Annotated in this window: 27 protein-coding genes; all 27 read right to left on the bottom strand. The window is 37.9% G+C overall.

Annotated features, from left to right (window positions below; genetic code table 11):
• Window positions 1-2: 2 nt before the first annotated feature.
• Window positions 3-1,274 (bottom strand): flagellar hook-length control protein FliK, encoded by a 1,272-nt coding sequence (locus MHB39_RS05410; RefSeq protein WP_342545980.1) that lies wholly within the window; start codon window positions 1,272-1,274, stop codon window positions 3-5.
• Window positions 1,275-1,300: 26 nt separating this feature from the next.
• Window positions 1,301-1,909 (bottom strand): hypothetical protein, encoded by a 609-nt coding sequence (locus tag MHB39_RS05405; RefSeq protein WP_342545979.1) that lies wholly within the window; start codon window positions 1,907-1,909, stop codon window positions 1,301-1,303.
• 4 nt (window positions 1,910-1,913) lie between these two features.
• Entirely contained in the window at window positions 1,914-2,363 is a 450-nt protein-coding gene (gene fliJ, locus MHB39_RS05400; RefSeq protein ID WP_036080477.1) for a flagellar export protein FliJ, read from the bottom strand.
• Window positions 2,364-3,689 (bottom strand): flagellar protein export ATPase FliI, encoded by a 1,326-nt coding sequence (gene fliI / locus MHB39_RS05395; RefSeq protein ID WP_026023492.1) that lies wholly within the window; start codon window positions 3,687-3,689, stop codon window positions 2,364-2,366.
• Window positions 3,690-3,694: 5 nt separating this feature from the next.
• Complete coding sequence (fliH, locus tag MHB39_RS05390; protein ID WP_342545978.1) at window positions 3,695-4,483, bottom strand: flagellar assembly protein FliH; 789 nt, start codon at window positions 4,481-4,483, stop codon at window positions 3,695-3,697.
• A complete protein-coding gene (gene fliG / locus MHB39_RS05385; protein ID WP_008180783.1) occupies window positions 4,476-5,489 on the bottom strand; it encodes a flagellar motor switch protein FliG in 1,014 nt (337 codons plus the stop codon). Before fliG ends, fliH begins: the two co-directional genes overlap by 8 nt.
• Window positions 5,490-5,504: 15 nt before the next feature.
• Complete coding sequence (fliF, locus tag MHB39_RS05380) at window positions 5,505-7,097, bottom strand: flagellar basal-body MS-ring/collar protein FliF (RefSeq protein ID WP_036080483.1); 1,593 nt, start codon at window positions 7,095-7,097, stop codon at window positions 5,505-5,507.
• A 120-nt stretch (window positions 7,098-7,217) separates the two neighbouring features.
• Window positions 7,218-7,523, bottom strand: a complete 306-nt coding sequence (gene fliE, locus MHB39_RS05375; RefSeq protein ID WP_004269303.1) for a flagellar hook-basal body complex protein FliE — start codon at window positions 7,521-7,523, stop codon at window positions 7,218-7,220.
• Window positions 7,524-7,549: 26 nt separating this feature from the next.
• Window positions 7,550-8,011: a flagellar basal body rod protein FlgC gene (gene flgC / locus MHB39_RS05370; RefSeq protein ID WP_342545976.1), complete on the bottom strand. Its 462-nt coding sequence runs from the start codon at window positions 8,009-8,011 to the stop codon at window positions 7,550-7,552.
• 3 nt (window positions 8,012-8,014) lie between these two features.
• A complete protein-coding gene (flgB, locus tag MHB39_RS05365; RefSeq protein WP_016994580.1) occupies window positions 8,015-8,407 on the bottom strand; it encodes a flagellar basal body rod protein FlgB in 393 nt (130 codons plus the stop codon).
• A gap of 1,037 nt (window positions 8,408-9,444) precedes the next feature.
• Window positions 9,445-10,224: a GTP-sensing pleiotropic transcriptional regulator CodY gene (gene codY / locus MHB39_RS05360; protein WP_004229266.1), complete on the bottom strand. Its 780-nt coding sequence runs from the start codon at window positions 10,222-10,224 to the stop codon at window positions 9,445-9,447.
• 87 nt (window positions 10,225-10,311) lie between these two features.
• The gene (gene hslU, locus MHB39_RS05355) at window positions 10,312-11,712 is read right to left on the bottom strand and encodes an ATP-dependent protease ATPase subunit HslU (RefSeq protein ID WP_342545974.1); all 1,401 of its coding nucleotides are present in this window, start codon (window positions 11,710-11,712) and stop codon (window positions 10,312-10,314) included.
• On the bottom strand, window positions 11,712-12,257 hold the full coding sequence (gene hslV / locus MHB39_RS05350) for an ATP-dependent protease subunit HslV (RefSeq protein ID WP_004229270.1): 546 nt from the start codon (window positions 12,255-12,257) through the stop codon (window positions 11,712-11,714). The genes hslU and hslV overlap by 1 nt, the downstream gene beginning before the upstream one ends.
• 21 nt (window positions 12,258-12,278) lie before the next feature.
• A complete protein-coding gene (xerC, locus tag MHB39_RS05345) occupies window positions 12,279-13,178 on the bottom strand; it encodes a tyrosine recombinase XerC (RefSeq protein WP_342545973.1) in 900 nt (299 codons plus the stop codon).
• 287 nt (window positions 13,179-13,465) lie between these two features.
• Window positions 13,466-14,779 (bottom strand): FADH(2)-oxidizing methylenetetrahydrofolate--tRNA-(uracil(54)-C(5))-methyltransferase TrmFO, encoded by a 1,314-nt coding sequence (trmFO, locus tag MHB39_RS05340; RefSeq protein WP_036080490.1) that lies wholly within the window; start codon window positions 14,777-14,779, stop codon window positions 13,466-13,468.
• Window positions 14,780-14,798: 19 nt separating this feature from the next.
• Complete coding sequence (gene topA / locus MHB39_RS05335; protein WP_016994084.1) at window positions 14,799-16,877, bottom strand: type I DNA topoisomerase; 2,079 nt, start codon at window positions 16,875-16,877, stop codon at window positions 14,799-14,801.
• Between the two features lie 91 nt (window positions 16,878-16,968).
• Entirely contained in the window at window positions 16,969-17,865 is an 897-nt protein-coding gene (gene dprA / locus MHB39_RS05330; protein ID WP_036080493.1) for a DNA-processing protein DprA, read from the bottom strand.
• Window positions 17,866-18,063: 198 nt separating this feature from the next.
• Window positions 18,064-18,966 (bottom strand): succinate--CoA ligase subunit alpha, encoded by a 903-nt coding sequence (gene sucD / locus MHB39_RS05325; RefSeq protein ID WP_004229280.1) that lies wholly within the window; start codon window positions 18,964-18,966, stop codon window positions 18,064-18,066.
• Window positions 18,967-18,983: 17 nt separating this feature from the next.
• Complete coding sequence (gene sucC / locus MHB39_RS05320) at window positions 18,984-20,144, bottom strand: ADP-forming succinate--CoA ligase subunit beta (protein WP_036080495.1); 1,161 nt, start codon at window positions 20,142-20,144, stop codon at window positions 18,984-18,986.
• Between the two features lie 162 nt (window positions 20,145-20,306).
• Window positions 20,307-20,609, bottom strand: coding sequence for an EscU/YscU/HrcU family type III secretion system export apparatus switch protein (locus tag MHB39_RS05315; RefSeq protein ID WP_036080498.1), 303 nt, complete (start codon window positions 20,607-20,609; stop codon window positions 20,307-20,309).
• Window positions 20,606-22,495, bottom strand: a complete 1,890-nt coding sequence (locus MHB39_RS05310) for a hypothetical protein (RefSeq protein WP_342545972.1) — start codon at window positions 22,493-22,495, stop codon at window positions 20,606-20,608. Before MHB39_RS05310 ends, MHB39_RS05315 begins: the two co-directional genes overlap by 4 nt.
• Before the next feature lie 56 nt (window positions 22,496-22,551).
• Window positions 22,552-23,313 carry a ribonuclease HII gene (locus tag MHB39_RS05305; protein WP_258859564.1) on the bottom strand — a complete coding sequence of 254 codons (762 nt, stop codon included), beginning with the start codon at window positions 23,311-23,313 and terminating at the stop codon, window positions 22,552-22,554.
• A gap of 163 nt (window positions 23,314-23,476) precedes the next feature.
• Window positions 23,477-24,355, bottom strand: a complete 879-nt coding sequence (gene ylqF / locus MHB39_RS05300) for a ribosome biogenesis GTPase YlqF (RefSeq protein WP_258859565.1) — start codon at window positions 24,353-24,355, stop codon at window positions 23,477-23,479.
• A gap of 57 nt (window positions 24,356-24,412) precedes the next feature.
• Window positions 24,413-24,982: a signal peptidase I gene (gene lepB / locus MHB39_RS05295; RefSeq protein WP_036080510.1), complete on the bottom strand. Its 570-nt coding sequence runs from the start codon at window positions 24,980-24,982 to the stop codon at window positions 24,413-24,415.
• Between the two features lie 105 nt (window positions 24,983-25,087).
• The gene (rplS, locus tag MHB39_RS05290; protein WP_016994916.1) at window positions 25,088-25,432 is read right to left on the bottom strand and encodes a 50S ribosomal protein L19; all 345 of its coding nucleotides are present in this window, start codon (window positions 25,430-25,432) and stop codon (window positions 25,088-25,090) included.
• Between the two features lie 116 nt (window positions 25,433-25,548).
• Window positions 25,549-26,286, bottom strand: coding sequence for a tRNA (guanosine(37)-N1)-methyltransferase TrmD (trmD, locus tag MHB39_RS05285; RefSeq protein ID WP_026023516.1), 738 nt, complete (start codon window positions 26,284-26,286; stop codon window positions 25,549-25,551).
• Window positions 26,286-26,801 (bottom strand): ribosome maturation factor RimM, encoded by a 516-nt coding sequence (gene rimM / locus MHB39_RS05280; RefSeq protein WP_016994914.1) that lies wholly within the window; start codon window positions 26,799-26,801, stop codon window positions 26,286-26,288. Before rimM ends, trmD begins: the two co-directional genes overlap by 1 nt.
• Between the last annotated feature and the right edge of the window lie 109 nt (window positions 26,802-26,910).

Here is a 26,910-nt window from a genome sequence, read left to right as displayed (position 1 = left end):
AATTACACCTCCTCACTTATTAAATAGTCACTAAAGGACATTCCTTCATCTTCATCATCACTTTTTTGATCCTGTTCTTCGTCCTGCTGTTGTTTAAAGAAATTATTGAAGAAGCTTTGATCACGTTGTTGACGATCAGCATCTTGTAATGATTGTGCAATATCAAGGCGATCTACTTGTATATTTTGCTGAGTAAAAGCCTGTTTTAGCTGATGTGCTTGGTTATCAAGCAATTCACGTCCATGGGCTGTAGAAGCAAGTATACGGGCTGTAAGAACTCCATCATTTTGTACAAGTTCAATACGAACCGTCCCTAGATTTTCTGGATACAATTTTATGGTTAAACGTGTAATACCTTGAGCATTCGAAATCTGTGCTCGATTGATAATGGCTTGCATTTCTTTTAGTAAAGCTTCGGATTGAGCAGGCTTAGCCGTCGGTAACGTTACATGGAATGTGTCTGGTTTCGTTTGTACAGTTTGTGGCGTCACCATGTCATTTGTATTTGTTTCACTTTGTTTCGTCACTTGGACTTGCTGAACAACTTGCTGGAAGCCTTGTAATGGCAATGTAACAGTTGTTTTAGTTGTTGTTACCTGCAACGTTCCTACTTGCGTTTGTAAAGTCGTTAATAGGCTTTTCACCGTCGTTAACAGGTCTTCTTGAGGTGCTGTTAAGTCGGTCTTCTGCCCTACTAATTGCGCTAATTTCAACACTTGAAGAAGTTGTGATGCCTCTTTTGGTGTCACTTGACCTTCACCTTGTAACGCAGTGCTTATATTCGCCTGTAGTACTGGTGCTTGGGCATCTACTAATGTTAAGAGCTCCCAAACATCACTTGCTTCCTTTTCTTCTCCTAGTAACTGTTGGACGATTTTTTGAAGCTGCTCTTCATCAATCCCTAAAGCATTTAAAATATTTTCTAAATGAAGCATTTCATCCATTGCCACTGCCTTACCGTCTTCTCCAAGTTGAAGCATTAATAAGCCATCATCGTGAGAAATCCCCAGTAAATCTAGTACTTCCTCCATTGAGTCAGCATTTAATACCGCTTGTAAATCCTCGAGTTCATTTGTTGAAGTCGTTTGTGATGACTGGGTTGTTTGAGTTGAAGAAGTTAATACTTGCCCAAAAACAGAACCAAAATTTGATAAATTATCTTTCTTCGGTGTGCTGTCTATTTTTCCATCAGCGTTTCCAACTGTTGTTGACTTTGTTGCTGCAGTTTTTGTAGGTACTGTTTTATTAATCATTTGCATCATCGCTACATCCACTATTTTTTCACCTCCTTTCAATTATCCTATTGTTTAGCCATAAGTTCCGTATATTTTGCTGCATCTTTTGCATCCATTTTCTCTAAGATGGCTGCTAATTTATCAGGCTTTAAATTCGTTAAAATTCGCAGTGCTTCTGTATCACTCATATTGATTAACACAGGTGCTGCGGCTTTTGGTGACATCTTATCAAACGTTGATAAAATATCGTTAAAATCACGCTTTACATCATCTTGATCACGATTTAATTTTTCAATTTCAAATTGAAGTTGTTCCTTTTCAGTCAGCAGCTTCTCTTTTTCAGTTATAGTTGTATCTAGTTTTTTCTGAAGCTGTGTAATTTCTGCTTCTTTTTCTTGGATCTCTGCCTGTAAACCTACTATTTTAGAGTCATTATTAACGACAGCATCCTTTGCTTGTTGTTCCTCTGACGGGATAAAAGGTAAACTACCAATTGCCTTTTTTCCTAAATCAAAGACATTTGTATTCATTAAGGTTGCCACAACAAGCAAAACCGCTACTACAAACATAATCGGCAGTACAATCCAAGTAAAAAACCTTAGAAAGCCCCCAGATTTTTTCTTCGGTTGCTCTTCTGCTAATTCTGTTGCTATTCGATTGTCTTTCTTTGCCATGAAATCACCTGATTTCTTTCTTGTTATACGTTTGTAATGAAATTTCATCTAAAAAAAGGCTTTCTATACGATCTTGCTCTTGTTGGAAATGCTTAAAATCCTTTTCTCTCATTTTTTCAAATTTACGTACTTCCAAATTTTTTTCTAATAGTTTTTCTTCATGCCAATTCATCTTTGCACGGGCTTGTATCACTTTTTGTTGCACATCTGCAATTGTCTTCTCGAGACTATCAATAAAACGACTATAATGATGAATTTCATCTATGGATGAGCCGACCATTAAACGATCCTGCTGAAATGCAATTAAATCTTCTTTCTTTTTTAGCAAATCATATAATTTCGTTGCTATTTCTTCAAAAGAACGGACAGATTCCTTATAAGCCATTTCGGTTTCGTTTTTTTCCTGTTCGCGAATAGTTAACACTTTTTCAAAACGATACACATAACTGACCATCTATTTCGCACCACCGTTCGATAATGTTATTAACTCATTGACACTTTCTTCTAGGGTCACTTTATCTAAGTAACCCTGTTTAAGATAAGCAGTAATGAGCGGTTCATAATAAATTGCTTCATCAATTTCTTTAGAGGTTCCTCTTTTATAAGCACCAATATTAATCAAATCCTCTGATTTGTCATATGTATAATAGAGCTCTCTTAATCGTTCAGCAGCTTTTTTATGAGTTGGCTCTGCAACGTGATTCATCAGACGACTCACACTTTTCAAGACGTTTATTGCTGGATATTGCCCTTTGTTGGCAAGATTTCGATCCAATACAATATGACCATCTAATATCCCTCGGACAGTATCCGCAATCGGTTCATTCATATCGTCCCCATCTACTAAAACCGTATAGAATGCTGTTATAGAGCCCTTTTCATTAGTGCCTGTACGTTCTAGTAATTTAGGTAAAATCGCAAAAACAGAAGGTGTATAGCCTTTTTGTGCTGGTGGTTCTCCTGTGGCAAGTCCAATTTCACGTTGTGCCATAGCCACACGTGTAACGGAGTCCATCATCAACATGACATTTAAGCCTCGATTTCTAAAATATTCAGCGATTGCTGTAGCTGTAAATGCCCCTTTAATCCGCATTAATGCTGGTTGATCGGAAGTGGCTGCAACAACAATAGACCGACTTAAGCCTTCAGCACCTAGATCACGTTCGATGAATTCTCGAACCTCACGACCACGCTCTCCTATTAACGCAATGACATTCAAATCAGCTTGTGTATTTCTTGCGATCATACCAAGTAATGTACTTTTACCTACACCTGAACCGGCGAAAATACCAACACGTTGTCCATTTCCAACCGTTAGCATACCGTCAATAGCCTTGACTCCCACTTCAAGCCTTTCATTAATCGGTGGACGAGTTAGTGGGTTTGGTGGATCTTGCTCTGTAGGGACTGTCATGAGACCTTTAGGTAATAGTGTGCCATCAATTGGATTCCCCATAGAATCCAATACTTTGCCGATCAACTCAGGACCCACTTTTACTTCCAGTGGAGCACCCGTCCCTTCGACAAGGCAGCCAATAGATATTTCACGTAAGGAGGTAAAAGGCATCAAGACGACTATTTCATCTTTAAAACCAACGACCTCTGCTAAAATAATCTGGTGACCATGATTTACAGTTTCCACATGAATTTTACAGACATCACCTATAGAACTATCTGGACCTTGCGACTCAATCATTAAGCCAACAACTCTAGTAACCCTACCGAACTTTTTAAAAGTTGGGATTTGCGGAATTTGTTCAATTAATTGAGCCGCTTTCATCAAGATCATTCCTTACTCTCTAATATTTCATGTAACTTTAATCTGAGTGCATTTAATTGCTCATCGATGCTAACCATAATTCGCCCATGATTTGTTTCAATATAGCAATCTGTCTCATTGTCCAAATCTTCATTAACAAAAATCATAAATGGTACGTCTATTGGGAACATTTCTGCTAATTCATCTCGATTTGCCGTAATTAAAGCATAATAAGCTGGCGAAACATAAATTTTAATTTCTTTCATTTCTCTCGCTTCTTTCAGCCCTCTGCGCACAATCGATACAAATAGTTCGTTATCCTGTTCTAAAGAAGTGCCAATAATTCGTTCTGCAGCCGTTAAACCTAACTCTAAAATTACCGCTTCTTGATCCTCAATATATTTTTGAGCATTTTCTTTCGCTAGCATCATTGTTTCATTCGCTGTTTGAAGTGACTGAGCCATTGCTTCAGTGGCTTTATTTAATCCATCTTCATAGCCTTGTCCAAATCCCTCATCATAAGCTTCTTGAACACGATTGGGCCTCTCTTCCTCCCAACTTAGCTTTAAATGTTCAATCTCTTGAAAGTGCAGATGTTTTTCCTGTTCAAACATCTCTCGTTCCGCTTGCAAAGCCTTTCTTGCTTCAGCAAGTAAACGATCTCGCTCTGCCATGATTTCATCCAACGTTAATTGATGCTGAGGAAGGGCTTCGTCTTGGTATTCTTCCATCGGTTCAAACATATCACGGATCTGTATTTCTTTTACATTATCGCTATCAGACTGTGTGTAAATAGAACGGATGATTCTAGACAATGACGTCATCTCCTCCACCACGAGCTATAATAATCTCTCCAGCATCCTCTAGACGACGAATAACAGCAACAATTCGAGATTGTGCCTCCTCTACGTCACGTAAGCGTACAGGTCCCATGATTTCCATTTCTTCTTTAAATGTTTCAGCCATACGTTGTGACATGTTGCGGAATATAATATCTTTTACCTCTTCACTTGATACCTTCATTGAAAGCAGTAAGTCTTCGTTTTCACAATCACGAATAACACGCTGAATAGAACGATTGTCGAGTGTAACAATATCCTCGAACACAAACATACGTTTTTTGATTTCTTCTGCAAGTTCTGGGTCTTGTATTTCCAGTGCATCGAGTATTGTTTTTTCTGTTTGTCGATCTACTCCATTTAAAACTTCAACGACTGCATCAATACCGCCCGTTTCTGTATAATCCTGCGTAACAGTTGATGATAATTTACGCTCTAACACAGATTCAATTTCGCTGATCACTTCTGGAGAAGTCGATTCCATGACCGCTATACGTTTAGCAATGTCAGCTTGTACTTCCTGTGGTAAAGAAGATAAAATAACCCCTGCTTGCCCTGCCTCTAAATAAGAGAGTATCAGGGCAATTGTTTGAGGATGCTCATTTTGGATAAAGTTAAATATTTGCGCTGGATCAGCTCTTCTAGCAAAATCAAACGGACGCACTTGTAAAGAAGATGTTAGTCTATTAATGATCGTTTGTGCTTGTTCTACACCAAGTGCTTTTTCTAATACTGTTTTTGCATAGCCAATACCACCTTGTGTGATATAGTCCTGCGCGAGTGCAATATTGTGAAATTCTTCAATGATCTCTTCTTTTACATTTGATTCTACTTTTTTAACACTTGAAATTTCTAATGTTAAACGTTCAATTTCTTCCTCTGTTAAGTGTTTATAGACAGAAGCTGAAACCTCAGGCCCTAATGAAATTAACAAGAGAGCGGCCTTTTGTTTTCCGGTTAATTCTTTATCTTTCTTGGACACAGCCGAACCTCCTAGTTAGTCTTCAGCAATCCAACTACGCAGTAACTTTGCAAAATCGTCTGGCTTTTCTTTGGCCATTTTTTCTAGCTGCTTACGACGCATTGTAGCTTCCGTTTCAATTTCTTCATTAATATCATCAACCATTAATTCTTCTTGTTCCTCTAGGATACTTAGTTCTTCTTCTTCTTTCGCACGCTTACGTGAACGGATAATGAAGAATGCTAGTAATAAGATAACAGCTAACAAGATACCCCCGATAACCCAAACCCACCATGGAATGATTGGTTTTTCATCAGCTACCTCTGTTGCTTTACCGTATAATGGTTGTACAGATACCGCCACTTTTTCATCGATTTGCTCTTGAGTAAGTTCTGCTGCTACGTCTTTGGAAATTGTTGTACGTACAATTGTACTTAAAATTTTCTCAATATCTTCACGAACACCGTCTGGTAATGACGCTGCGTCAGTTGCTGTCGGTGGTTCAACAATTACTTGAATCCCAATATCCTGAATTTTATAAGGAGCTTCTTGAATATCCTTACGTATACGGTTCACATCATTATTAATCGTTTCTTCCGTACGCTCATAATCACCATTTCCTGCTGTACCTTCATTATATGTTGTGAAGTTATCGGTAGTTGTTTCAGCCTCAGGTGTTCCTGCAGCAGCTGCTCCTGTACCAGAATATTGCTCTGTAATACGCTGAGCACTAATGGCAATACCTTCCATATTTTCTTCATCAACAGGTGTCACAAGATTTTCTTCACGGTTTTCTTTCTTGAAATCAATATCCGTTGTGACAGAAACCATTACTTTATCTTGTCCCATCAATGTTCCAAGCATATTTTGCACTTGGCGTTGTAAATCTCTTTCTACCAATTTCTTCATTTGCAATTGGCCTTCAGCTGTTGTTGTGGAAGTACCATCAGCTGTTGCTGCATTCAGATCAAAGTACTCTGAGAATTGGTTAGAGATCACGATATTTTCAGTCTTTAAATTTGGAATACTTTTTGACACTAAATTGTACATAGTAGTAATTTGCTGTTCCGTAAATTTATAGCCAGGGTCTGTATTTAAAACGATAGATGCTGTTGCCTCTCCTTGAACATCTGTGACGAATACCCCTTCCTCAGGAACAGTAATCATCACTTTTGCATCTTTTACACCTTCCAAGTTTTTGAAAAGTTTAGCAATTTCAGTTTCAGTTGCTGCTTTTTTTAATAGGTTAAATTCATTATCAGTCATACCAAATCCTGAACTATTAGCAAATGAGTAATCAATTGATCCTGTTTGTGGATATCCCTCTGAAGCTAACTGCACTAATAAGGAGTCAACTTGTTCTTCTGGCACTAAAATAGATGTTCCACCTGGAGCAATTTGATAGGTCACACCTTGGGAATCTAGCGCTTCCTTTACTTGTCCAATTTCACGTGTTGATAAATCTTTATAAAGTGGAACATATGTAGTTTTGGAAGCAAAAAATGTCACAATTGCTGCTAGTGCGATTACAACTACCACGGAGCCAATCATAACTATTTTTTGCTTTTTACTTCGACTTGTCCAAAATTGACTGGTGTCGTTTTTTATTTTTGTCAATCGTTCATTCATTATGAATCCTCCGGTTATAGTGAATAACCTAGCCATCAATAATTTGCGAACATAATGAGCCACTTTAAATTGTGGTTGTTAATCTATATTGAAAAGAGGTTTCTTATCTTTACAATAAAATTAAACACTCATGCGCATTATTTCTTGGTAAGCTTCAATCACCTTATTGCGAACTTCAATTGTTGCGTTTAGGGTAATGCTTGCCTTTTGCGAAGCAATCATCACTTCATGCAACTCCACATCTTCACCTTTAATTAGCTTCTGAGTAAACTTATCAGAAGTTATTTGTTGATCATTTACTTTTGCAATTGCTTCTTTTAGCGAGTTCGCGAAGCTTTGTTGCGCTTCATAAGGTGTTGCATTAAGTTTATTCGTGTTATTTACAACCTGAGTGGGTGTCATTAGCGAAATGGACGAAATGGCCATGTATGTATCTTCCTTTCTACTTAAATTTATTTACCAATCTCTAGAGCCTTTGTAAGCATGGATTTATTTGCATTAAATACAGTTATATTAGCCTCATAAGAACGAGTAGCCGACATTAAATCAACCATTTCTTTCAATGGATCGACATTGGGCATATTTACATAACCATCTGCATTTGCATCTGGATGAGTTGGGTCATATACAAGTTTGAAAGGTGTTTCTTGATCATCTGAAATTCGAGTAACTTTTACACCATTACCAACACCACTTTTTGCATTTTTACCTAGTGCTATATTCAAAAAATTTGAGAATTGTCCTTCTTGTGCTGTTAGCGTCACTGACTTACGTCGATATGGTTCCCATTCCCCATTCACTTGACGAGCGCGAGTTGTATCCATGTTAGCCATATTAGAAGAAATAACATCCATACGTAAACGTTGCGCTGTTAAAGCGGAGGCAGTGGTATTCATCCCATGAAATATAGACATCTATTACTTACCTCCTTTAATAACGGTATTCAATGTGTTTAATTTCCCATTAACACGATCGATTAGCGCATTATAATAAATTTGATTCTCTGCTAATTTTGCTTGCTCGGCATCCATATCTACAGCATTCCCATTGTTTCTATATCGCAAGTTCTCCACAATATTGACACCTGGTGTAGATTGTCGAAACGTGAAATCATAATGTCTATTATCAGTACGATATGCAGAAATAGCTATGCTCTTCTGCTCTTGCAGCATATCCTTAAAACTTACATTTTTCGCCTTATAATTAGGTGTATCGACATTGGCGATATTATTTGCGATTGTTTTATGATTTAAAGTGGCATAGGAAAGTCCTTTTTCCAGGCTACTAATAGTTCCTCCAAATATATTCAAAACTGTTCACCTCATTTTATTTCAATCTATGTACTTGTTAATTTATCCAATAATACAATTGTAATTAAGATGATACCTAGTGTCTATTGTCTTTTGTCACTTTTTAATAGTCTATACGCCCTATTTTTTCTCCCTCTCAACCATGACAAAACTTCCCCATCCTTTGTGCCTCTAAGCTTCAGTAAAGATTATTAATCATCTAGTTATTTTACACCATTTCGACAGTGTTTACGATTTTATTGTGAAATATGCCTTTTTATGAGGTTAATCGCCTTTTTTAATCTTAATTAAGAAAGGTCCCTTTTTACTAGTTCGATCAATAGTAGAGTATTTTATATAGAGATACTATACGTTTATTCACCATTCTTCCAAAGTAACATATATGGAATTTTTATATGCTAATGGTAGTGACAAATTATAGAACATTCTTAGGCTAAAAGCAACGAAATCTATGTTTTTGTATTAAATCTCTAAAAAAGAAGAGCTATAAAATTTCGAAAATACGCAAAAAAGCGTCTATATTTACCATAGACACTTTCATAATTTTGAAAAACAATACAATTAATAAACTTTTTAAGAAAGGTGAAACGCGTTAGCGTTTGCTTCTCTCACTCTGTTCTAAACTTCTTATACTCGTGTTGCTAACCTTTCATCTTATAAAACTACCACTCTGTTTAAGGTCTCATCTTTCTCACTATCTCACGCAGAAATCTATAGGCTTTCCACTCTAATCCTTAAAGGTGTACTCTCTTTTTAGCGAAGGTTGCTTTATCACGCTTTGTTGTGACTATTCACCTTTTCACATTGAAAGTAGACATAATACGTTTTATATTTTCTACTGCTATTATGAAAAGGCATTTTTGTATCCTGATAGCTAGCTGCATTCCTAGTGAATTAATCACTCCCCTGTATGCTGGCGGAACGGAAATCAGCCCTTCTCCTTTCCAAAAGGTCATGTACATCATTCTCTTTTTCAACAACAATAAAAGCGTCTATGTTTGCCATAGACGCTTTCGTTAGCTTCTTATAAGAAGCATTTATTTCATTTTAATTTCTGCTAAAGCATTTAAGAATTTATCGTTTAGTACTTTAATATAAGTACCTTTCATACCTAAAGAGCGAGATTCAATGACACCTGCTGATTCAAGTTTACGTAATGCGTTTACGATCACTGAACGTGTAATACCCACTCGGTCAGCAATCTTAGAAGCAACTAGTAAACCTTCATTACCATCAAGTTCTTCGAAAATGTGTTCAATTGCTTCTAACTCACTGTATGAAAGTGAATTAATAGCCATTTGCACGACAGCTTTGCTACGAGCTTCTTCTTCAATTTCTTCAGACTTTTCACGTAAAATTTCCATACCAACTACTGTTGCACCATATTCAGCTAAAATTAGATCATCATCTTCAAATTGTGAAGATAAACGAGCAAGGATTAATGTGCCTAAACGTTCACCACCACCAACGATTGGTACAATTGTTGTTAAAGCGTTTTGGAATAAATCTTTATTTTCTACTGGGAAAGCAGTATGTTCATTATTAATGTCTAAATTTGAGGATGTTTCAGAGATCGTAAATAAGCTATGTGTGTATTCTTCTGGGAATTGTCTCTCTTCGAACATTTTTTTCATACGCTCATTTTCAATTTGTTGGTGAATTGAAATACCCAATAATTTACCTTTACGACTTAAAATATAGACATTACTATCGATAATATCGCCTAATGTATCGGCCATTTCCTTAAAGTTTACCGGCTTACCAGCAGAAGCTTGAAGCATCGAGTTAATTTTACGTGTTTTTTCTAATAAATTCATTATATGTTCCTCCTATAAATAATCCGAAGAGTATTTACTAAATATTCTAAAGGTTTTTATTATTGAATGATACTAATCAGCTTTATCTTACAGTATAAACTGTGACAAATCTTTGTTTTTTACTATACCCGCAAGTTTTTGATCCACATACGCCGCATTGATCGGGATACTTGCTGGTGCAATTTCAGATGCCTCAAACGATAGTTCTTCCAGTAAACGTTCTAAAATCGTGTGTAAACGACGGGCTCCGATATTATCTGTTTCCTGATTCACTTCAGTTGCTATCTCAGCAATTCGTTCAATAGCATCTGACGTGAAATGAATTGCTACGCCTTCTGTCTCTAAAAGTGCTTTATATTGCAAAATTAATGATTGATCAGGTTCTTGTAAAATACGCACAAAATCCTGTTTTGTTAATTTTTCTAGCTCTACTCGAATTGGGAAACGGCCTTGCAACTCGGGAATTAGGTCCGATGGTTTTGACATATGAAATGCCCCAGCAGCAACAAACAACATATAATCCGTTTTCACTGCACCATACTTGGTAGTCACAGTAGAACCTTCTACAATTGGTAAAATGTCACGTTGAACCCCTTCACGGGAGACATTCGCCGAGGTATTTCCTTCTTTACTAGCAATTTTATCGATTTCGTCAATAAAAATGATACCCGATTGCTCAGCCCTATTAATGGCTTCCTGTGCTACTTCATCTGCATCTATCAGCTTATTTGCTTCTTCTATTGTTAAAATACGACGTGCGTCTTTTACTTGCACACGGCGCTTTTTCTGTTTTTTAGGCATTAAACTAGATAGCATATCCTGCATACCACTATTCGCAGACATATCCATCCCAGTTCCTTGTAACGCATCAAAAATGGATGGATTTTGTTCTGTTACCTCTACAGTAACCCACTCATTTTCTAACTTACCACTGCGTAAATCAATCGCAATTTGAGCACGCTTCGAGCGAACTTCTCCATCATCTGCTGATGAATCATCATTTGTTGGTTGTTCTTTCCCACCAAATAGCATTTCAAACGGATTTTGCATCGCCTGTTTTTTACGTAAAGAAGGCACCAAAAGTTTCACGATTGCTTCATTTGCTAATTCTTCTGCTTGTTCCTTGACAGACTCCATCATTTCTTCTTTAACTAGACGGTGAGAAGCTTCTACCAAGTCACGGACCATTGATTCAACATCTCTACCCACATAGCCTACTTCGGTAAACTTTGTCGCTTCAACTTTTACAAAAGGTGCATTGGTAAGCTTTGCAATCCTTCTGGCTATTTCTGTTTTGCCGACACCAGTTGGCCCAATCATCAAAATATTTTTCGGAATAACTTCAGCCTTCATATCTTCATTTAACAACGAACGACGATAGCGGTTTCGTAACGCAATAGCTACTGCTCGCTTAGCTTCATTCTGCCCAACAATGTAACGATCTAAATGCTCAGTAATTTGTCTTGGCGTTAAATTTTTTTGTGTCATTAGTTCAGCGCCTCCACGATAATATTATGATTCGTAAATACACAGATTTCAGCAGCTGTTTCTAATGCCGCTTCAGCAATTTCACGAGCAGTCATTGTTTCACCTGCATATTTTTTTAATGCTCTACCTGCAGACAATGCATAATTGCCACCAGAACCAATGGCCAAAATGCCATCATCAGGTTCAATCACTTCTCCTGTACCTGAAACGAGTAATAAAGTCGTTTTATCCATTACTAGTAGCATTGCTTCTAGCTGGCGCAGCATTTTATCACCACGCCATTGCTTTGCGACCTCAACGGCTGCACGCTGCAAATTACCGTTATACTCATTTAATTTGCCTTCAAACATTTCAAAAAGTGTAAAGGCATCTGCAACTGAACCTGCAAAACCAGCGAGGACCTGCCCATTAAACAGACGTCTGACCTTCCTTGCTGTACCCTTCATCACAACTGCATTTCCCAATGTTACTTGACCATCACCAGCCATGGCACAGCCTCCGTTATGATGAACCGCAAATATCGTTGTTGCATGAATTTGTCCCATCTGCCTTCCTCCTTAGCTCTATTATGCCCTTGGATGAGCATTCATATATGTTTGACGAAGATGCTCTTTTGTTACATGTGTGTAAACTTGTGTAGAAGATAAATGTGAGTGACCTAATAACTCCTGCACAGTCCGCAAATCTGCGCCATTATTCAATAAATGGGTGGCAAAAGTATGGCGAAGCATGTGTGGGTAAATTTTCGTATGGAGTGAGGCCTTGTCAATCATTTCGTTTAAAATATGACGTACCCCTCTAGGAGTAAGTTCCCCACCACGCATATTGACAAACAACTGCTGATGATTCGTTTTTTTCATCAACCGTGGACGAGCTTGCTCTATGTAGTCCTGCATTGCTAAACTCGCAAATTGACCAAATGGAATGATTCGTTCTTTTCGACCTTTGCCCATTACTCGAATGATCGAATAATGAAAATCCACATCCTCTACATGAATTGAAGTCAGTTCACTCACACGAATACCTGTTGCATATAACAGCTCTAATATAGCTATATTTCTTAATGATTTCAAATCATCACCAGTATTCGCATCAAATAACTGTTTTAATTCTTCTTCGTAGAAAAAATTGGGTAAGCGTGATTCTTTTTTCGGATGATAGAGCGAACGAAATGCTCCGTCATCTAATCCGTACTGTCTATTTAGAAAGCGAAAAAAGGAGCGGATCGAGGAAATTTTCCTAGAAATAGAAGCCCTCGCCCTTTTCTCATCGTACAACTTTGTTACATAAAGACGTGCATGTATATATTCAACACTTGCTAAATCATCAATTCCCTCTGTTTGTAAAAAGGTTAAAAAATCTAGCAGGTCTGATTCATATTCTCGCACTGTATGAACAGAGAAGTTCTTTTCAACTTGGATGTAAAGCATGAACTGTTCGAGTGCATCTTGGGACGAAACTAACACAGAAAGATTCACCACCAATAATTTATTAATAATTTTCTTAAATGACTGACACTTGTAATATAACGGATATACAATCCTTTGTCATCTCTTACAAGTTTGTATCGTTTTCCTGATCATTAATAAACATACATATTGACACTAAACCTATCTTCATAATATAGCAAGTGTAAATAGTTATATTTTGAGAAAAACTCCATACAAAATAATAAAATACGTCTAATTAAGCATTTTGTCTACAAAAAGAAAAAGCCTCTAAGAGTATAACAACTTTTAGAGGCTTTTGGCAATTAAATTGTTTGTGAATTCACAAAATTTCGAATTGTGCTTATTGCGCGTGTTGCATGCATTTCCGCACGCTCTGGCTTAGAACGACGACCAGGTGGTAAGTCAGGGAAGATGCCGAAGTTTACATTCATAGGCTGGAAGTTTTTCGACTGTGCTTCTGTTATATAACGCGCCATGCTTCCTAATGCCGTTTCGAATGGGAAAATAATTGGCTCTTGTCCTAATGCTAAACGAGCTGCATTTATTCCTGCAATTAATCCACTACCTGCTGATTCAACATAGCCTTCTACACCAGTCATCTGACCTGCAAAGAAAATATTCTTTTGCTCACGAAGTTGATATGTTTTTTCTAAAACTTTCGGTGAATTGATGAAGGTATTTCTGTGCATGACGCCATAGCGAACAATTTCTACATTCTCTAACCCAGGAATGAGCTGTAGCACTTCCTTTTGTGGCCCCCATTTTAAATGCGTTTGGAAGCCTACAATGTTGTAAAGCGTGCCTGCTGCATCGTCTTGACGAAGTTGAACAACTGCATATGGACGTTTTCCTGTTTTAGGATCCTCAAGACCCACTGGCTTCATCGGACCAAATAACATCGTTTTCTCTCCACGAGCTGCCATGACTTCAATTGGCATACAACCTTCAAAGTAAATTTCTTTTTCAAATTCCTTCAATGGTACAACTTCAGCTTCGATTAATGCTTGGCGGAAACGATCGAATTCTTCCTTTGTCATAGGACAGTTTAAATAAGCCGCTTCCCCTTTATCATAACGAGATTTTAAATAAACTTTATTCATATCTATACTATCTTTTTCGATAATGGGTGCTGCTGCATCGTAAAAGTATAAATAGTCTAAGCCAGTTAAACCTTGAATTTTTTCAGCCAAAGCTTTTGAAGTTAATGGTCCTGTTGCAATAACTGTAATACCTTCTGGAATTTCTGTGACTTCTTCATGAATAACCTCCACAAGTGGATGGTTTTTCACAGCATCAGTTACATACCCTGCAAATTCGTGACGGTCTACTGCTAGAGCGCCTCCAGCAGGTACTGAACATTGATCTGCTGCCTTTAAGATAACAGAATCTAACATACGCATTTCTTCTTTTATAACGCCTACAGCATTCGTTAACCCGTTTGCACGCAATGAGTTAGAACAAACAAGTTCCGCAAATTTATCAGTATGGTGGGCTGGAGTCTGCTTTACAGGACGCATTTCATAAAGTTTAACTTTTATACCACGCTTAGCAATTTGCCAAGCTGCCTCGCTACCTGCAAGTCCTGCTCCTATTACATTTACTACTTGTTCAGTCATGTTTCTTACCATCTTCCTATCATTGAGTTGGTGCTTCTTCATAGTCACATTTCGTACATTGAATTTGCACACCTTTTTTTATCTTTTTCTCTACTAATAATGCACTACATTTTGGACATGGTCTATTAATTGGCTTGTCCCATGAAACAAATTCACATTCAGGATACTGATTGCAACCATAGAATAGACGCTTTGTTTTACTTTTTCGCTCCACAATTTCGCCCGTTTCACAGGAAGGACATTTCACACCAATAGGCTTCATAATCGCTTTTGTATTTCTACAATCCGGGAAATTAGAACAAGCCATAAATTTGCCATATCGTCCAAGCTTAAAGACCATTGGAGATCCGCAAAGTTCACAGTCTTCACCTGCAGGCTCATCTTTAATGACAACCTTTTCCATAGCCTCATCCGCATGTTTTACATGGACTTCAAAGTCCTTATAAAATTCTTCCACAACTTTTTTCCATTGTCGATTACCTTCTTCAATATCATCTAAATCTTGTTCCATCTGTGCTGTGAATTCGATGTTTATGATATCTGGGAAAAATTCTAGTACGAGTTGGTGTACGATCTCGCCCAGCTCTGTTGGCATAAAGCGTTTAGCATCTAATACAACATAGCCACGGCGCTGAATTGTATCGAGGGTCGGTGCATATGTGGACGGGCGCCCAATTCCTAGTTCTTCCATTGTTTTAACAAGTCGCGCCTCAGAATATCGTGGTGGTGGCTGTGTAAAATGTTGTTTAGGCTCAATTTCAAGCGATTTTACTTGATCACCAATTTCCATCTCAGGTAAAAGTTTTGTTGTCTCTTCTGTTTGATCATCAGTACCTTCAATATATAGTTTCATAAAGCCTGCGAATTTAACTTGTGAGCCGTTTGCACGGAATAAAACATCACCATTTTGAAGATCTACAGCTACCGTATCAAGTACTGCTGGTGCCATTTGACTTGCAATAAAGCGCTCCCAAATTAAGCGATATAAGCGTAACTGATCACGGCTAAGTACTGCCTTTAATTCATCTGGTGTCCGCATTGTACTTGTTGGACGTATCGCTTCATGAGCATCCTGTGCATTTGAAGCTTTCTTGGTTTGCTTTATCTCTGTTGCAATGTATTCTTTGCCATATTTCCCCTCAATATAGGTAACCGCTTCTGCTTTTGCCGTATCAGAAATACGTGTGGAATCGGTACGCATATAAGTGATTAACCCGACTGTTCCCTCTTTCTTTCCAATATCAATACCTTCGTATAATTGCTGTGCTAGCATCATGGTCTTCTTAGCTCGGAAATTTAATTTTCGTGCTGCTTCTTGCTGTAAAGATGATGTTGTAAAGGCTGGTGCTGCATTACGCTTACGTTCCTTTTTCGTTACATTGACAACATCAAAGTTTGTTCCTTTAACATCTTTTAAGATTGCCTTTACTTGTGCTTCATTTGTTAATTTTATTTTGTCTTTACCATTTCCATAGTAAAGAGCATCAAATGATTTTTTTCCTTTTTCAAACGTTCCTTCAATTGTCCAATATTCTTCTGGTTGGAAGTTTTTAATTTCATTTTCACGATCAATGATCATGCGGAGCGCTACAGATTGTACCCGACCCGCTGATAAACCTTTTTTCACCTTTTTCCATAAAATTGGACTAATGTTATAGCCAACAAGTCGATCCAATATACGTCTTGTTTGCTGCGCATCTACTAAATCCATGTTAATTGGACGTGGATTTTTAAAAGACTCTATAATCGCATCTTTAGTTATTTCATTAAATACAACACGACAATCTGAGTGAATATCAATATTTAATGCAGTCGCAAGGTGCCAAGCAATTGCTTCTCCCTCGCGGTCTGGATCGGCCGCTAGATAAACTTTCTTTACTTTTTTAGCTGCAGACTTTAATTCCTGTAACACAGGTCCTTTACCACGTATCGTAATATATTTAGGCTCGAAATTATTTTCAGCGCTAACGCCCATCTGACTACGTGGAAGATCTCGTACGTGTCCAACCGACGCTTTCACTTTATATTTCTTTCCTAAATACCGTTCAATTGTTTTTGCTTTTGCTGGTGATTCTACAATCACTAAATAATCCGCCATCTATGTCTCCCCCTTAGCGAGGTCTATTACTAATTTTTTAAGTTACCTGTTGCAAAATGTATAACAGATTTTAAGATAATGCAACTTTTTTTCAATTTTTGTTAGAAAAGAGGTCCATTGTTTCAATGATTTGATGACCATTCACTATCGGAATTGCTCCTTCTAAAAGCAATTGATTTGTCCCCTTCGATTGAGTTGCATCTATAGGACCTGGCACCACAAATACATCTTTTCCTTGCTCTAATGCAAGCTCTGTTGTAATGAGTGTGCCACTTTTTAATGCCGCTTCTGTCACAACTAATGCTCGCGATAAACCACTAATGATTCGGTTACGCATTGGGAAATGCCATTTTTCAGGCTTCATATAAGGAGGATATTCTGTCATTAATAACTGGTGCTCTGCCATTTGTGTAGCAAGAATGCGATTTTCTGCAGGATAGAGATAATTAAAACCATGTCCAAGCACTGCTATTGTATGACCGCCCATATCCATTGTCGCCCTATGTGCCATTGTATCTGCACCTCTTGCAAGCCCACTAACAACCGTATAATCACGTTGAACAAGAGGTGGGACAATTAAGTCTATCGCTCTTTTCGAATACGCTGTCGCCTTCCTAGAGCCTATAATAGCTATCTGTTTTTTGTTTGTTAACAGGGAATATTGACCTTTCACATACAATACAGTAGGTGGACTTGATATTTCAAATAATTGCGCTGGGAAATAGGGATGATAAAACGGGATGGGGAAAATATGAGCCCGTTCATAGGCCTCTTCAAGTGGTATTGTCATAATTTGTCGAAAGCGCTGAGAAAGTTGAGATGCTTTATGTGCCGATATTTGTAAAACCTTTGCGATGTCGTCATAATGAATGTCTTCAAAAGTGCTTAAAAAATTCACAGGAGACAACAATTGCTGAAGTTTCTGAAGTGGTAATGGGTATACATAATGTAAGGCTAGTAATCTCTGCGTATCTACTGCTAGGATCATTCAATAAACCTCCTTTTATAATAGAAGAAATTAAATGACCGCATGATAATTTTCAACACAACATTTCATTATTATTTATAACATCTGCCACAAAATTGTTGATTTCTTCATAAGTAAGTAGGTAATTGTTGAATGAAGTATGATAAACAGTGTATAAATAATGAAAAAGATGTAGCCGTAATGGCTACATCTTCCATTTTAATGGGTTTTACACTTTTCGTATAGCCCTTTTTCTTTAATTACTTTAATCAATGTTTCACCAATTACAGAAGGTGTTTCTGCAACTTCAATACCAGCTTCGTTCATTGCTTTAATTTTCTCCGCTGCTGTTCCTTTACCGCCAGAAATGATAGCACCAGCGTGACCCATACGTTTTCCTGGAGGTGCAGTTTGTCCACCAATAAAGCCTACAACAGGTTTTGTCATATTTGCTTTAATCCATGCAGCTGCTTCTTCCTCAGCTGTACCACCGATTTCACCAATCATAACCACTGCGTAAGTTTCTGGATCATTATTAAAGGCTTCAAGTACATCAATGAAGTTTGTACCGTTGACAGGGTCTCCACCAATACCTACTGCAGTTGTTTGACCAATTCCAGCTTGTGTTAATTGATGTACTGCTTCATATGTTAATGTACCAGAACGAGAAACAACTCCTACATGGCCTTTTGTATGAATATAGCCAGGCATGATACCAATTTTACATTCATCAGCTGTAATAACACCTGGACAGTTTGGACCTACTAGGCGAGTGTTTTTGCCTTCCATATAACGTTTAACCTTAACCATATCAAGGACAGGAATATGCTCTGTGATACAGATTGTTAATTCTAATTCAGCATCAACAGCTTCTAAAATTGCATCTGCCGCAAATGGTGCAGGTACATAGATAACTGAAGTTGTAGCACCTGTTGCAGCTACAGCTTCTGCTACTGTATTGAAAACAGGAACTCCCTCGATTTCAAGTCCACCTTTACCTGGTGTTACACCTGCTACGATTTTAGTACCATACTCAAGCATTTGCTTCGTATGGAAAAGAGCTGTTTCGCCCGTAATCCCTTGTACAATTACCTTCGTATCTTTGTTAATAAATACAGCCATTGTTCTCCCTGCCTTCCTTAGCCTACTAGTCCCACAATTTTTTGTGCACCGTCAGCCATTGAATCCGCTGCAACGATGTTTAAACCAGACGCATTTAAAATTTCTTTTCCAAGTTCAACATTTGTACCTTCTAAGCGTACAACTAATGGCACAGCTAAACCAATTTCTTTAGCAGCCGTTACTACACCCTCAGCGATAATGTTACACTTCATAATTCCACCAAAGATGTTAACGAAAATGCCTTTTACGTTTGGATCAGAAAGGATAATTTTGAAAGCCTCTGTTACTTTTTCAGCTGTTGCACCGCCCCCTACATCTAGGAAGTTAGCAGGGCTTCCGCCATAATAACTAATTGTATCCATCGTTGCCATTGCAAGACCAGCACCGTTTACCATACAGCCAATATTTCCATCTAATGAAATATAGCTTAGGTCATATTTTGATGCTTCGATTTCTTTTGCATCTTCTTCGTCGAAATCGCGTAATTCGACAATATCTTTATGTCGATATAATGCATTAGCATCAAAATTGAATTTAGCATCTAATGCTACTACTTCGCCTTGTCCAGTTACAACAAGTGGATTAATTTCTACAATTGATGCATCTTTGTCGATAAATGCTTGATATAAGCCTAACATTAATTTAACAGCTTTCCCTACAAGGTTTGCTGGAATATTCATATTAAACGCCATACGACGTGCTTGGAAGCTTGTTAATCCAACTACAGGATCTACTACTTCTTTGAAGATTTTCTCCGGATTCGTTTCCGCTACTTCTTCAATATCCATACCGCCTTCTTCAGATCCCATTACTGTAACACGAGATGTGGCACGGTCTAATACTAGACTTAAATAGTATTCTTTTTGGATATCAGAACCCTCTTCAATATACAAACGTTTTACTTCTTTTCCTTCTGGACCTGTTTGATGAGTCACTAAAATTTTTCCTAATAACTCTTTTGCGTATGTGCGCACCTCGTCAAGGTTTTTAGCGATTTTGACACCGCCTGCTTTACCGCGTCCACCTGCATGGATTTGCGCCTTGACTACTGTTACGTTTGAGCCAAGTTCCTTCGCTACTTTTACTGCTTCATCAGGGGAAAAAGCAACTTTTCCGTTTGGTACAGCTACACCATATTTTCTCAGAATCTCTTTCCCTTGATATTCATGGATATTCATAATACATCCTCCCATCAAACATTTGCATAGAATTGTTTTACTAACATAGACTATTCTAACGAAAGATTCTGATAAAGTCTACACTTTGTCTTTAGTTCGAATTTTCTCTCTTATTATGACGCTTTTTTCTATTTTGTGTACTAAAACAGCTTGCAAAAATAATCAGAATAATTCATTTTTTCTATATTTTCGCGCATGTTGTTGATCCAAACGATAAATAAATGCGAAAACTTCAGCTACAGCCTGATATAATTCTTCAGGAATAGACTCGTTTAAATCTAATTGACCAAGCAACTGCACAAGGTTAGGATCCTCATAAATCGGCACATTATGCTCATTTGCGCGAGCTAAAATATTTTCTGCAATTTTCCCTTTTCCCTTTGCTACAACAGTGGGACTATCAAATTGACCAAGCTTATAGGTAAGCGCAATTGCCTCTTTTCGGGTAAATTTTTCTTCGCTCATACGCGGATATCCACCCCACTCTGCTCCTCTCGCTGTTCTACTACAGGACTTATTTTTTCTGTTTGCCCTTTGTCAAATTGTTTAATAAACACACCTGAAAGTTGATAATTTTTTTCTGCCAATCCAATTTTTAAGGCAGCCTTTAACGGCTCGGCAAGTGATTGAATTTCCGAATTTTCATTAAAGACCGTTACTGTGACAACTCTATTTTGAACCTGCATATCAATCACTGTTTCTTGCATGGAAGCCATTTGTAAATAAAACAAAACGCGTGCATAGTTAGCATCAATTTTGCCATTATCTTTCATGCGACCATTCCACTGTAAGGTTGCATCCATCTTCTTGCCAAAAAATTCAAGTGGGACTTGCATGATGAGCTGATGTTGATGACCATTTTCTCCTGAAGATAGCTGCATTCCATTCATACGCGTCATAAGCATCTCTGCCGCTTCCTTCATTTGAGGGGTTATATTAGTTTCCTGCAATAATGTATGGAGCTGTGGTTTTAGCTGATGTGCAATCATGTGTAAATCAGCAGACTTGTTCCCTAGTGTTGCCTCATAGCTAATTCCCAAATTTTTCAACACCGTTTTAAGAGCATGTTCCATTGCTTTACTATCCATTGAATTTTGCACTAGTGCATCTGCTTGCGTTACAACTTGTTGTATGAATGGTTGCGAAGAATCAATACTATTTTTTACAAGATTGCGCATGAATGCCTCATTCTGTGAAGGAGAATTGGCCTCTTGCCTAAATAGGGATAACAAATGATCTTTCACCGAAAGTGCATGGGCATCCTGTGTAAATAAACGATCAGCTGTATTTTGAGTAAATGCTTTTAATAACTGATCCTGCATTTGTTTAGCAAAAACCTCTAACGTTTGTTTTGTTACTGGTAACTGATTAAAACGATCCACCAGTTGATTGATTTGCTGTTTTTGCTCATTGGTTAATAAATTTTGACTTCCAGTCCAGGATTTAAGTTGCTTCACTAGTTGACTAGCATTTTCTGGCCTTGTAGCAAGTATGGTTTGAATCACTTGACCAGCTTGCTGCATTGGCTGAAAGGCTTTTGCTTCATTCATATTTGACCAGTTTTGCAATGTAGCTTGCTGAGGCAGAATCCCCGACTCTTTTAAAATTGATAAAGCTTGCATTTTTTCACTCATTGTCGCAGCGCTATTGGTTAAACTTTGTAAAACCCTAGCAAGCACAACACTACCTGTTTCTACTTCAAAGGGCTTTGCAATCGCTTGTATTTGTTGCATTAAATTTTGCCTCAATGACTCAGATAGAGTTGTATCCTTCGCTAAAAGCTGAGCAAAGTTATCCATGATAGTGGTCATACCAGAAGTCTTTTGACCACTCATCAATGCTTGAAACACATCATTTGTCATAGGCATTTTAAGCTCTATCATTTTTTGAATGGTTTGCAGAGCATCTACTTTTGATATACCCTCTGGTAATGCCTTTAACCACATTTCAGCTTGCAGCATTTGTTCTTTCGAAATGGGTAGCTGCGCTTTCATAAAATGCCCTAATAATTGCTGCATCTCTGCTGATTTAGGCAAATTCATGGATTCTAATAACTGATTAATTTGCTGACTAGGGGTAGCTGCCTGTGCCATTGGTCCAGTCACTATTTTCAATTCCGTTTGTGGATTTGTTCCTGTTACCTGAAAGAAATGGGCATCCCCAGCTTTTAACGGCACTTCGAGTTTAGCTATAAATTTTTGATTACCTACTTGTATTTCTGCCATTTGATCTGGATATAATTGCTTAATTGTTCCGTGAAATACTTGTCCTTGTTTTAAAGCAAGTGGTTGATTTGTCGAAGTTATTGCATTTTGCTGCAGTTGAATCGGATTAAATGATGTGGCTGTCATATACATACTCCTTTCATCAATTACTCCTTCGTGTAATTGTCTACCGTATTTTAACTTTATGAAAACATAGATTTTATTGGTTCAAATGATTTACGATGGTGAATAGTCGGTCCAAACTCTTCTAACGCTTTTAAATGCTGCTTTGTCCCATACCCTGCATGTTGCCCAAAGCCATACATCGGAAATTCCTCGTCTAATTGCTCCATATACTCATCCCGTGCTGTTTTAGCTAAAATGGATGCAGCTGCTATCGCTAAGCTCTTAGCATCTCCTTTTATAATCGAATCTTGAGGAATTGTAATAGGTAATGTCATAGCATCGATTAAAACAACATCAGGCTTGGTCGATAATGATTCAACACTTGCCTTCATAGATTGTTTTGTTGCCTCATATATATTCAGTTCATCAATTTGTTCGGCAGGTTGAAAATGAATTGAATAGCTTATGGCATGCTCTTTAATTAATGTTGCAAAGCCGTTTCGTTTATCCTTCGATAATTGCTTTGAGTCATTCAGACCAACAAGTGCCTCACAATTTGTCGGTAAAATTACAGCTGCCGTCACGACTGGTCCTGCTAGTGGTCCCCGTCCTGCTTCATCTACACCCGCAATAAATGCATCAGTTCCCCCATAGCTTAAATCGAATGCAACTTTTTTTTGGTGCTCTTGCAGTAATTGACGTTTTTTATCCTGTCTCTTTTGCCAAGTTAGCCATGCCTTTTGTACACCTGCTCTTTCATCCGCTGCAATTTCTTTCATCCAATCTTGCCATTCCTCAGCAGCCTTCAATGCACTTGTAATTTCCTTAATGGTTTTCATTGTGTACTCCTTCTTACTTCTATTCAATCAAACTATATCATGTTCGGTTCTTATGTAGTCTCTTTAACTTGAAAACTATTTCCTCTCTATCATCATTATCGGTTAAAAAATGTATTCCTAAAAGAAAAACTGCCACAAAAGAACGTGTGACAGTTTCAAATCCTTATAGTTGTTCAGTTGTTTCTTTTTCTAACTGCTCGTCCACAAAATCAAAGGTAAGTTTACCTAATTGTAATCCACGGATATCTCGAACAATTAATTGGGCCACTTGATCATAATCTATTTCTCCACCAGGACCAAATACACGACGTAGCTTACCAATATGGTCAAAAGTATCCACTAACTCCTCATGGATAAACTCGAGACCGTAACGCTCCTCCATACGCTTTGGATAATGATTAGATAAGAATCGTAACCCATAGACAGCTAGGTCTTCCATATTTGTAATAGTATCCTTAATAGCTCCAGTTAAAGCTAATTTAAAGCCAACTTCTTGATCCTCAAACTTTGGCCATAAAATACCTGGTGTATCCAATAGTTCAAGCTCTTTACCTACTTTGATCCATTGCTGTGCCTTTGTCACACCTGGTGTATTGCCCGTTTTAGCGATATTTTTTTTCGCTAAGCGATTAATCAATGTGGATTTGCCCACATTTGGAATGCCCACAATCATGGCACGAATAGCCCTAGGTTTCATTCCTCTTGCTTTCATGCGGTCAAATTTTTCTTTTAAAATTTCTTGTGCCGCTTTCGTGACTTGCTGTAAGCCCTTGCCCTCAAGTGAGTTAATGGCTACTGCTTTATGACCACGCTTTGCAAAATACTCTACCCATTTCCGTGTTTCTTGTTCATCTGCCATATCCGCTTTATTTAAGATCAAAAGACGAGGTTTTTGGTTAATGACTTCATCAATCATCGGATTACGTGAGGATAGCGGTAAACGTGCATCTATTAATTCAAATATAATATCGACAAGCTTTAATTTTTCAGTTACTTCACGTCGGGCTTTAGCCATATGCCCTGGAAACCATTGTATCGTCACAGCTATACCTCCTAAACTAAAAGAAAAAGGGAGTAATTTTGCTCTCCCTTTCATGCATTACTTTACAATTTTTATGTCACTAAACGGCCAGAAAATCAGACTGGTATTACCAATGATTTCTTTCTGGTCAACAAGGCCAATATGTCGACTGTCTTTACTATATCGACGATTATCCCCCATAACAAAGATATACCCCTCAGGAATGGTATTGCTATCCAAGGAAACATCAATGTCATTTAAGGTGAAATCTTCTGTTAAGGTCCCCTCAGTAATTTGCGCTTTATAGGCATCTAAATAGGGTTCATCAATTGGCTCACCATTTATATACAATTGATCATCCTTATACTCTAGTGTATCTCCTGGCAATCCAATTACACGCTTTATGTAATTTTTTTGTTCAGGTGCATGAAATACAACAATGTCAAAGCGTTTTGGCTCACCTATTTTATAACCAATTTTATTCACAATCATTCGATCGCCATCTTCAAGGGTTGGCATCATGGACTCTCCATCAACTGCAATGGGTGTAAATAAAAAATATCGAATAACTGCAGCAATCGCAAATGCAATTAATAGTGCTTTTGTCCATTCCCATAATTCATTTTTTTCTTTCACTTGTTTTTCCATTGAGAATTGCCTCCTCGTCTAACACCATTTTAGATGATAGTGAATAAAGATGACAAGCAAAAAGAAAAGAGGCTTGAACACAAGCCCCTCACTTTTAAGTCATAATTATCGAATTTCTTTAATACGAGCAGCTTTACCACGTAGGTTACGTAGGTAGTAAAGTTTAGCACGACGTACTTTACCACGACGTACAACTTCTAAGTTAGCGATTTTTGGTGTGTGTACAGGGAATGTACGCTCAACACCTACACCGTAAGAAATTTTACGAACTGTGAAAGTTTCGCTAATTCCGCCACCACGACGTTTAATTACTACACCTTCGAAAATTTGGATACGTTCACGAGTACCCTCTACTACTTTCACGTGTACCTTAACAGTATCACCAGGACGGAAAGCTGGTAGATCAGAGCGAAGCTGAGATTTTGTAATTTCTGCAATAATGTTTGACATTGTTTTCTCTCCTTAGACAGATGCTCTTGCACGCAATCTATGCCACAGCGGAACACCGTAATTCAGTACTTCACATAGAAGTACAGATTAGATGTTATCATAAATAGGGTCGGCAATCAAGCATCTAGATGATTGTTTTTTAGTTTTTCTAGATACAATTTTTGCTTATCTGTTAATGGATATTGCTCCAGTAAGTCTGGACGGCGCTCAAAAGTTCTTTTCAGTGACTGTTCCTCTCGCCATTGCTCGATTTTAGCATGATTCCCCGATAATAAAACATCGGGTACCTTCATGCCACGGAACTCAGCAGGTCGTGTATAATGTGGATGCTCAAGTAGACCCGTTGAAAAAGAATCCTGGATATGTGAATCCTCTTGCCCTAAGACACCGGGTAACAATCTAACTACACTATCAATAACAGTCATAGCCCCTAATTCCCCACCTGTTAAGACAAAATCGCCAATGGAAATTTCGTCTGTCACGAGGTGCTGACGTATACGCTCATCATAGCCTTCATAATGACCACATAAGAACACCAACTCTGTTTCCTGCGCTAGCTCTTCTGCTTTTTTCTGCGTAAAGCGTTCACCCTGAGGACACATTAATATGATACGTGGCTGTTTATCTGCCGTTATAGCCTCTACTGCACTAAACATCGGTTCAGGCTTTAATACCATACCTGCACCACCACCATATGGATAGTCGTCAACCTGATTATGCTTGTTCCCTGAAAATGTACGAATATCCGTTACCTCTAACTTTACAGCACCCTTTTCTTGTGCCTTCTTTAAAATAGATGCACCAAAAACGCCTGAAAACATATCCGGGAACAGGCTCAATACATGAATATTCATCATAATAAGCCTTCCATAACATGAATGACTATTTTTTTGTCCATAACATCAATATCTTTCACGATATCTTCTATATAAGGGATATAGTGTTCTTTCTTAGAGCCTTTTACTACCCAAACATCGTTTGCCCCTGTTTGCAGGATCTCTGTCACAACACCGATTGTTTCGCCCTCTTCAGAAATAACTGTGCAGCCTATTATTTCATGGAAAAAGAACTCATTTTCTTCAAGAAGATCATCAGTCATTTGATCTTTAGTCACTTTCAGCATGCCTTCTTTAAATGGCTCAACCAAGTTGATATTGTTCATGCCTTCAAAAGTTAATAAAATAAAGTTTTTATGACGACGCATAGAGTCAATCGTTACCCAGGTTGGCTTCTTATCGTCTTTTTTAAAGGCAGCAAGCTTATTTCCTACCGCAAAACGCTCTTCTTCAAAGTCTGTTGTCGATAATACACGTACCTCACCACGAATACCGTGCGTATTGACAATTCGACCTACATTAAACCATTCCATTCTACTTTCACCTCGTAAAAAACATGCTTATCTCCACAATGCATCTCGCTTATCCAAAAAAGGTTCCGTTCTTGCAAATGTGCTTTGGAAGAATGTTGTTTTAGCTAAG

This window comes from Lysinibacillus sp. FSL K6-4013 (assembly GCF_038630435.1).
GTDB lineage: Bacteria > Bacillota > Bacilli > Bacillales_A > Planococcaceae > Lysinibacillus > Lysinibacillus boronitolerans.
The sequence above is the reverse complement of the archived record's forward strand: the minus strand, read 5'-3'. Positions and strand labels throughout refer to the sequence as shown.

What these genes read in the sequence shown, in the direction of transcription:
- MHB39_RS05405 (WP_342545979.1), bottom strand. Translation starts at nt 1,909, where the DNA reads ATGGCAAAGAAAGACAATCGAATAGCAACAGAATTAGCAGAAGAGCAA.
- fliJ (WP_036080477.1), bottom strand. Translation starts at nt 2,363, where the DNA reads ATGGTCAGTTATGTGTATCGTTTTGAAAAAGTGTTAACTATTCGCGAA.
- fliI (WP_026023492.1), bottom strand. Translation starts at nt 3,689, where the DNA reads ATGAAAGCGGCTCAATTAATTGAACAAATTCCGCAAATCCCAACTTTT.
- fliF (WP_036080483.1), bottom strand. Translation starts at nt 7,097, where the DNA reads ATGAATGAACGATTGACAAAAATAAAAAACGACACCAGTCAATTTTGG.
- fliE (WP_004269303.1), bottom strand. Translation starts at nt 7,523, where the DNA reads ATGGCCATTTCGTCCATTTCGCTAATGACACCCACTCAGGTTGTAAAT.
- flgC (WP_342545976.1), bottom strand. Translation starts at nt 8,011, where the DNA reads ATGTCTATATTTCATGGGATGAATACCACTGCCTCCGCTTTAACAGCG.
- codY (WP_004229266.1), bottom strand. Translation starts at nt 10,224, where the DNA reads ATGAATTTATTAGAAAAAACACGTAAAATTAACTCGATGCTTCAAGCT.
- hslU (WP_342545974.1), bottom strand. Translation starts at nt 11,712, where the DNA reads ATGACACAAAAAAATTTAACGCCAAGACAAATTACTGAGCATTTAGAT.
- hslV (WP_004229270.1), bottom strand. Translation starts at nt 12,257, where the DNA reads ATGGGACAAATTCATGCAACAACGATATTTGCGGTTCATCATAACGGA.
- trmFO (WP_036080490.1), bottom strand. Translation starts at nt 14,779, where the DNA reads ATGACTGAACAAGTAGTAAATGTAATAGGAGCAGGACTTGCAGGTAGC.
- topA (WP_016994084.1), bottom strand. Translation starts at nt 16,877, where the DNA reads ATGGCGGATTATTTAGTGATTGTAGAATCACCAGCAAAAGCAAAAACA.
- dprA (WP_036080493.1), bottom strand. Translation starts at nt 17,865, where the DNA reads ATGATCCTAGCAGTAGATACGCAGAGATTACTAGCCTTACATTATGTA.
- sucD (WP_004229280.1), bottom strand. Translation starts at nt 18,966, where the DNA reads ATGGCTGTATTTATTAACAAAGATACGAAGGTAATTGTACAAGGGATT.
- sucC (WP_036080495.1), bottom strand. Translation starts at nt 20,144, where the DNA reads ATGAATATCCATGAATATCAAGGGAAAGAGATTCTGAGAAAATATGGT.
- MHB39_RS05315 (WP_036080498.1), bottom strand. Translation starts at nt 20,609, where the DNA reads ATGAGCGAAGAAAAATTTACCCGAAAAGAGGCAATTGCGCTTACCTAT.
- MHB39_RS05310 (WP_342545972.1), bottom strand. Translation starts at nt 22,495, where the DNA reads ATGACAGCCACATCATTTAATCCGATTCAACTGCAGCAAAATGCAATA.
- MHB39_RS05305 (WP_258859564.1), bottom strand. Translation starts at nt 23,313, where the DNA reads ATGAAAACCATTAAGGAAATTACAAGTGCATTGAAGGCTGCTGAGGAA.
- lepB (WP_036080510.1), bottom strand. Translation starts at nt 24,982, where the DNA reads ATGGAAAAACAAGTGAAAGAAAAAAATGAATTATGGGAATGGACAAAA.
- rplS (WP_016994916.1), bottom strand. Translation starts at nt 25,432, where the DNA reads ATGTCAAACATTATTGCAGAAATTACAAAATCTCAGCTTCGCTCTGAT.
- trmD (WP_026023516.1), bottom strand. Translation starts at nt 26,286, where the DNA reads ATGAATATTCATGTATTGAGCCTGTTCCCGGATATGTTTTCAGGCGTT.
- rimM (WP_016994914.1), bottom strand. Translation starts at nt 26,801, where the DNA reads ATGGAATGGTTTAATGTAGGTCGAATTGTCAATACGCACGGTATTCGT.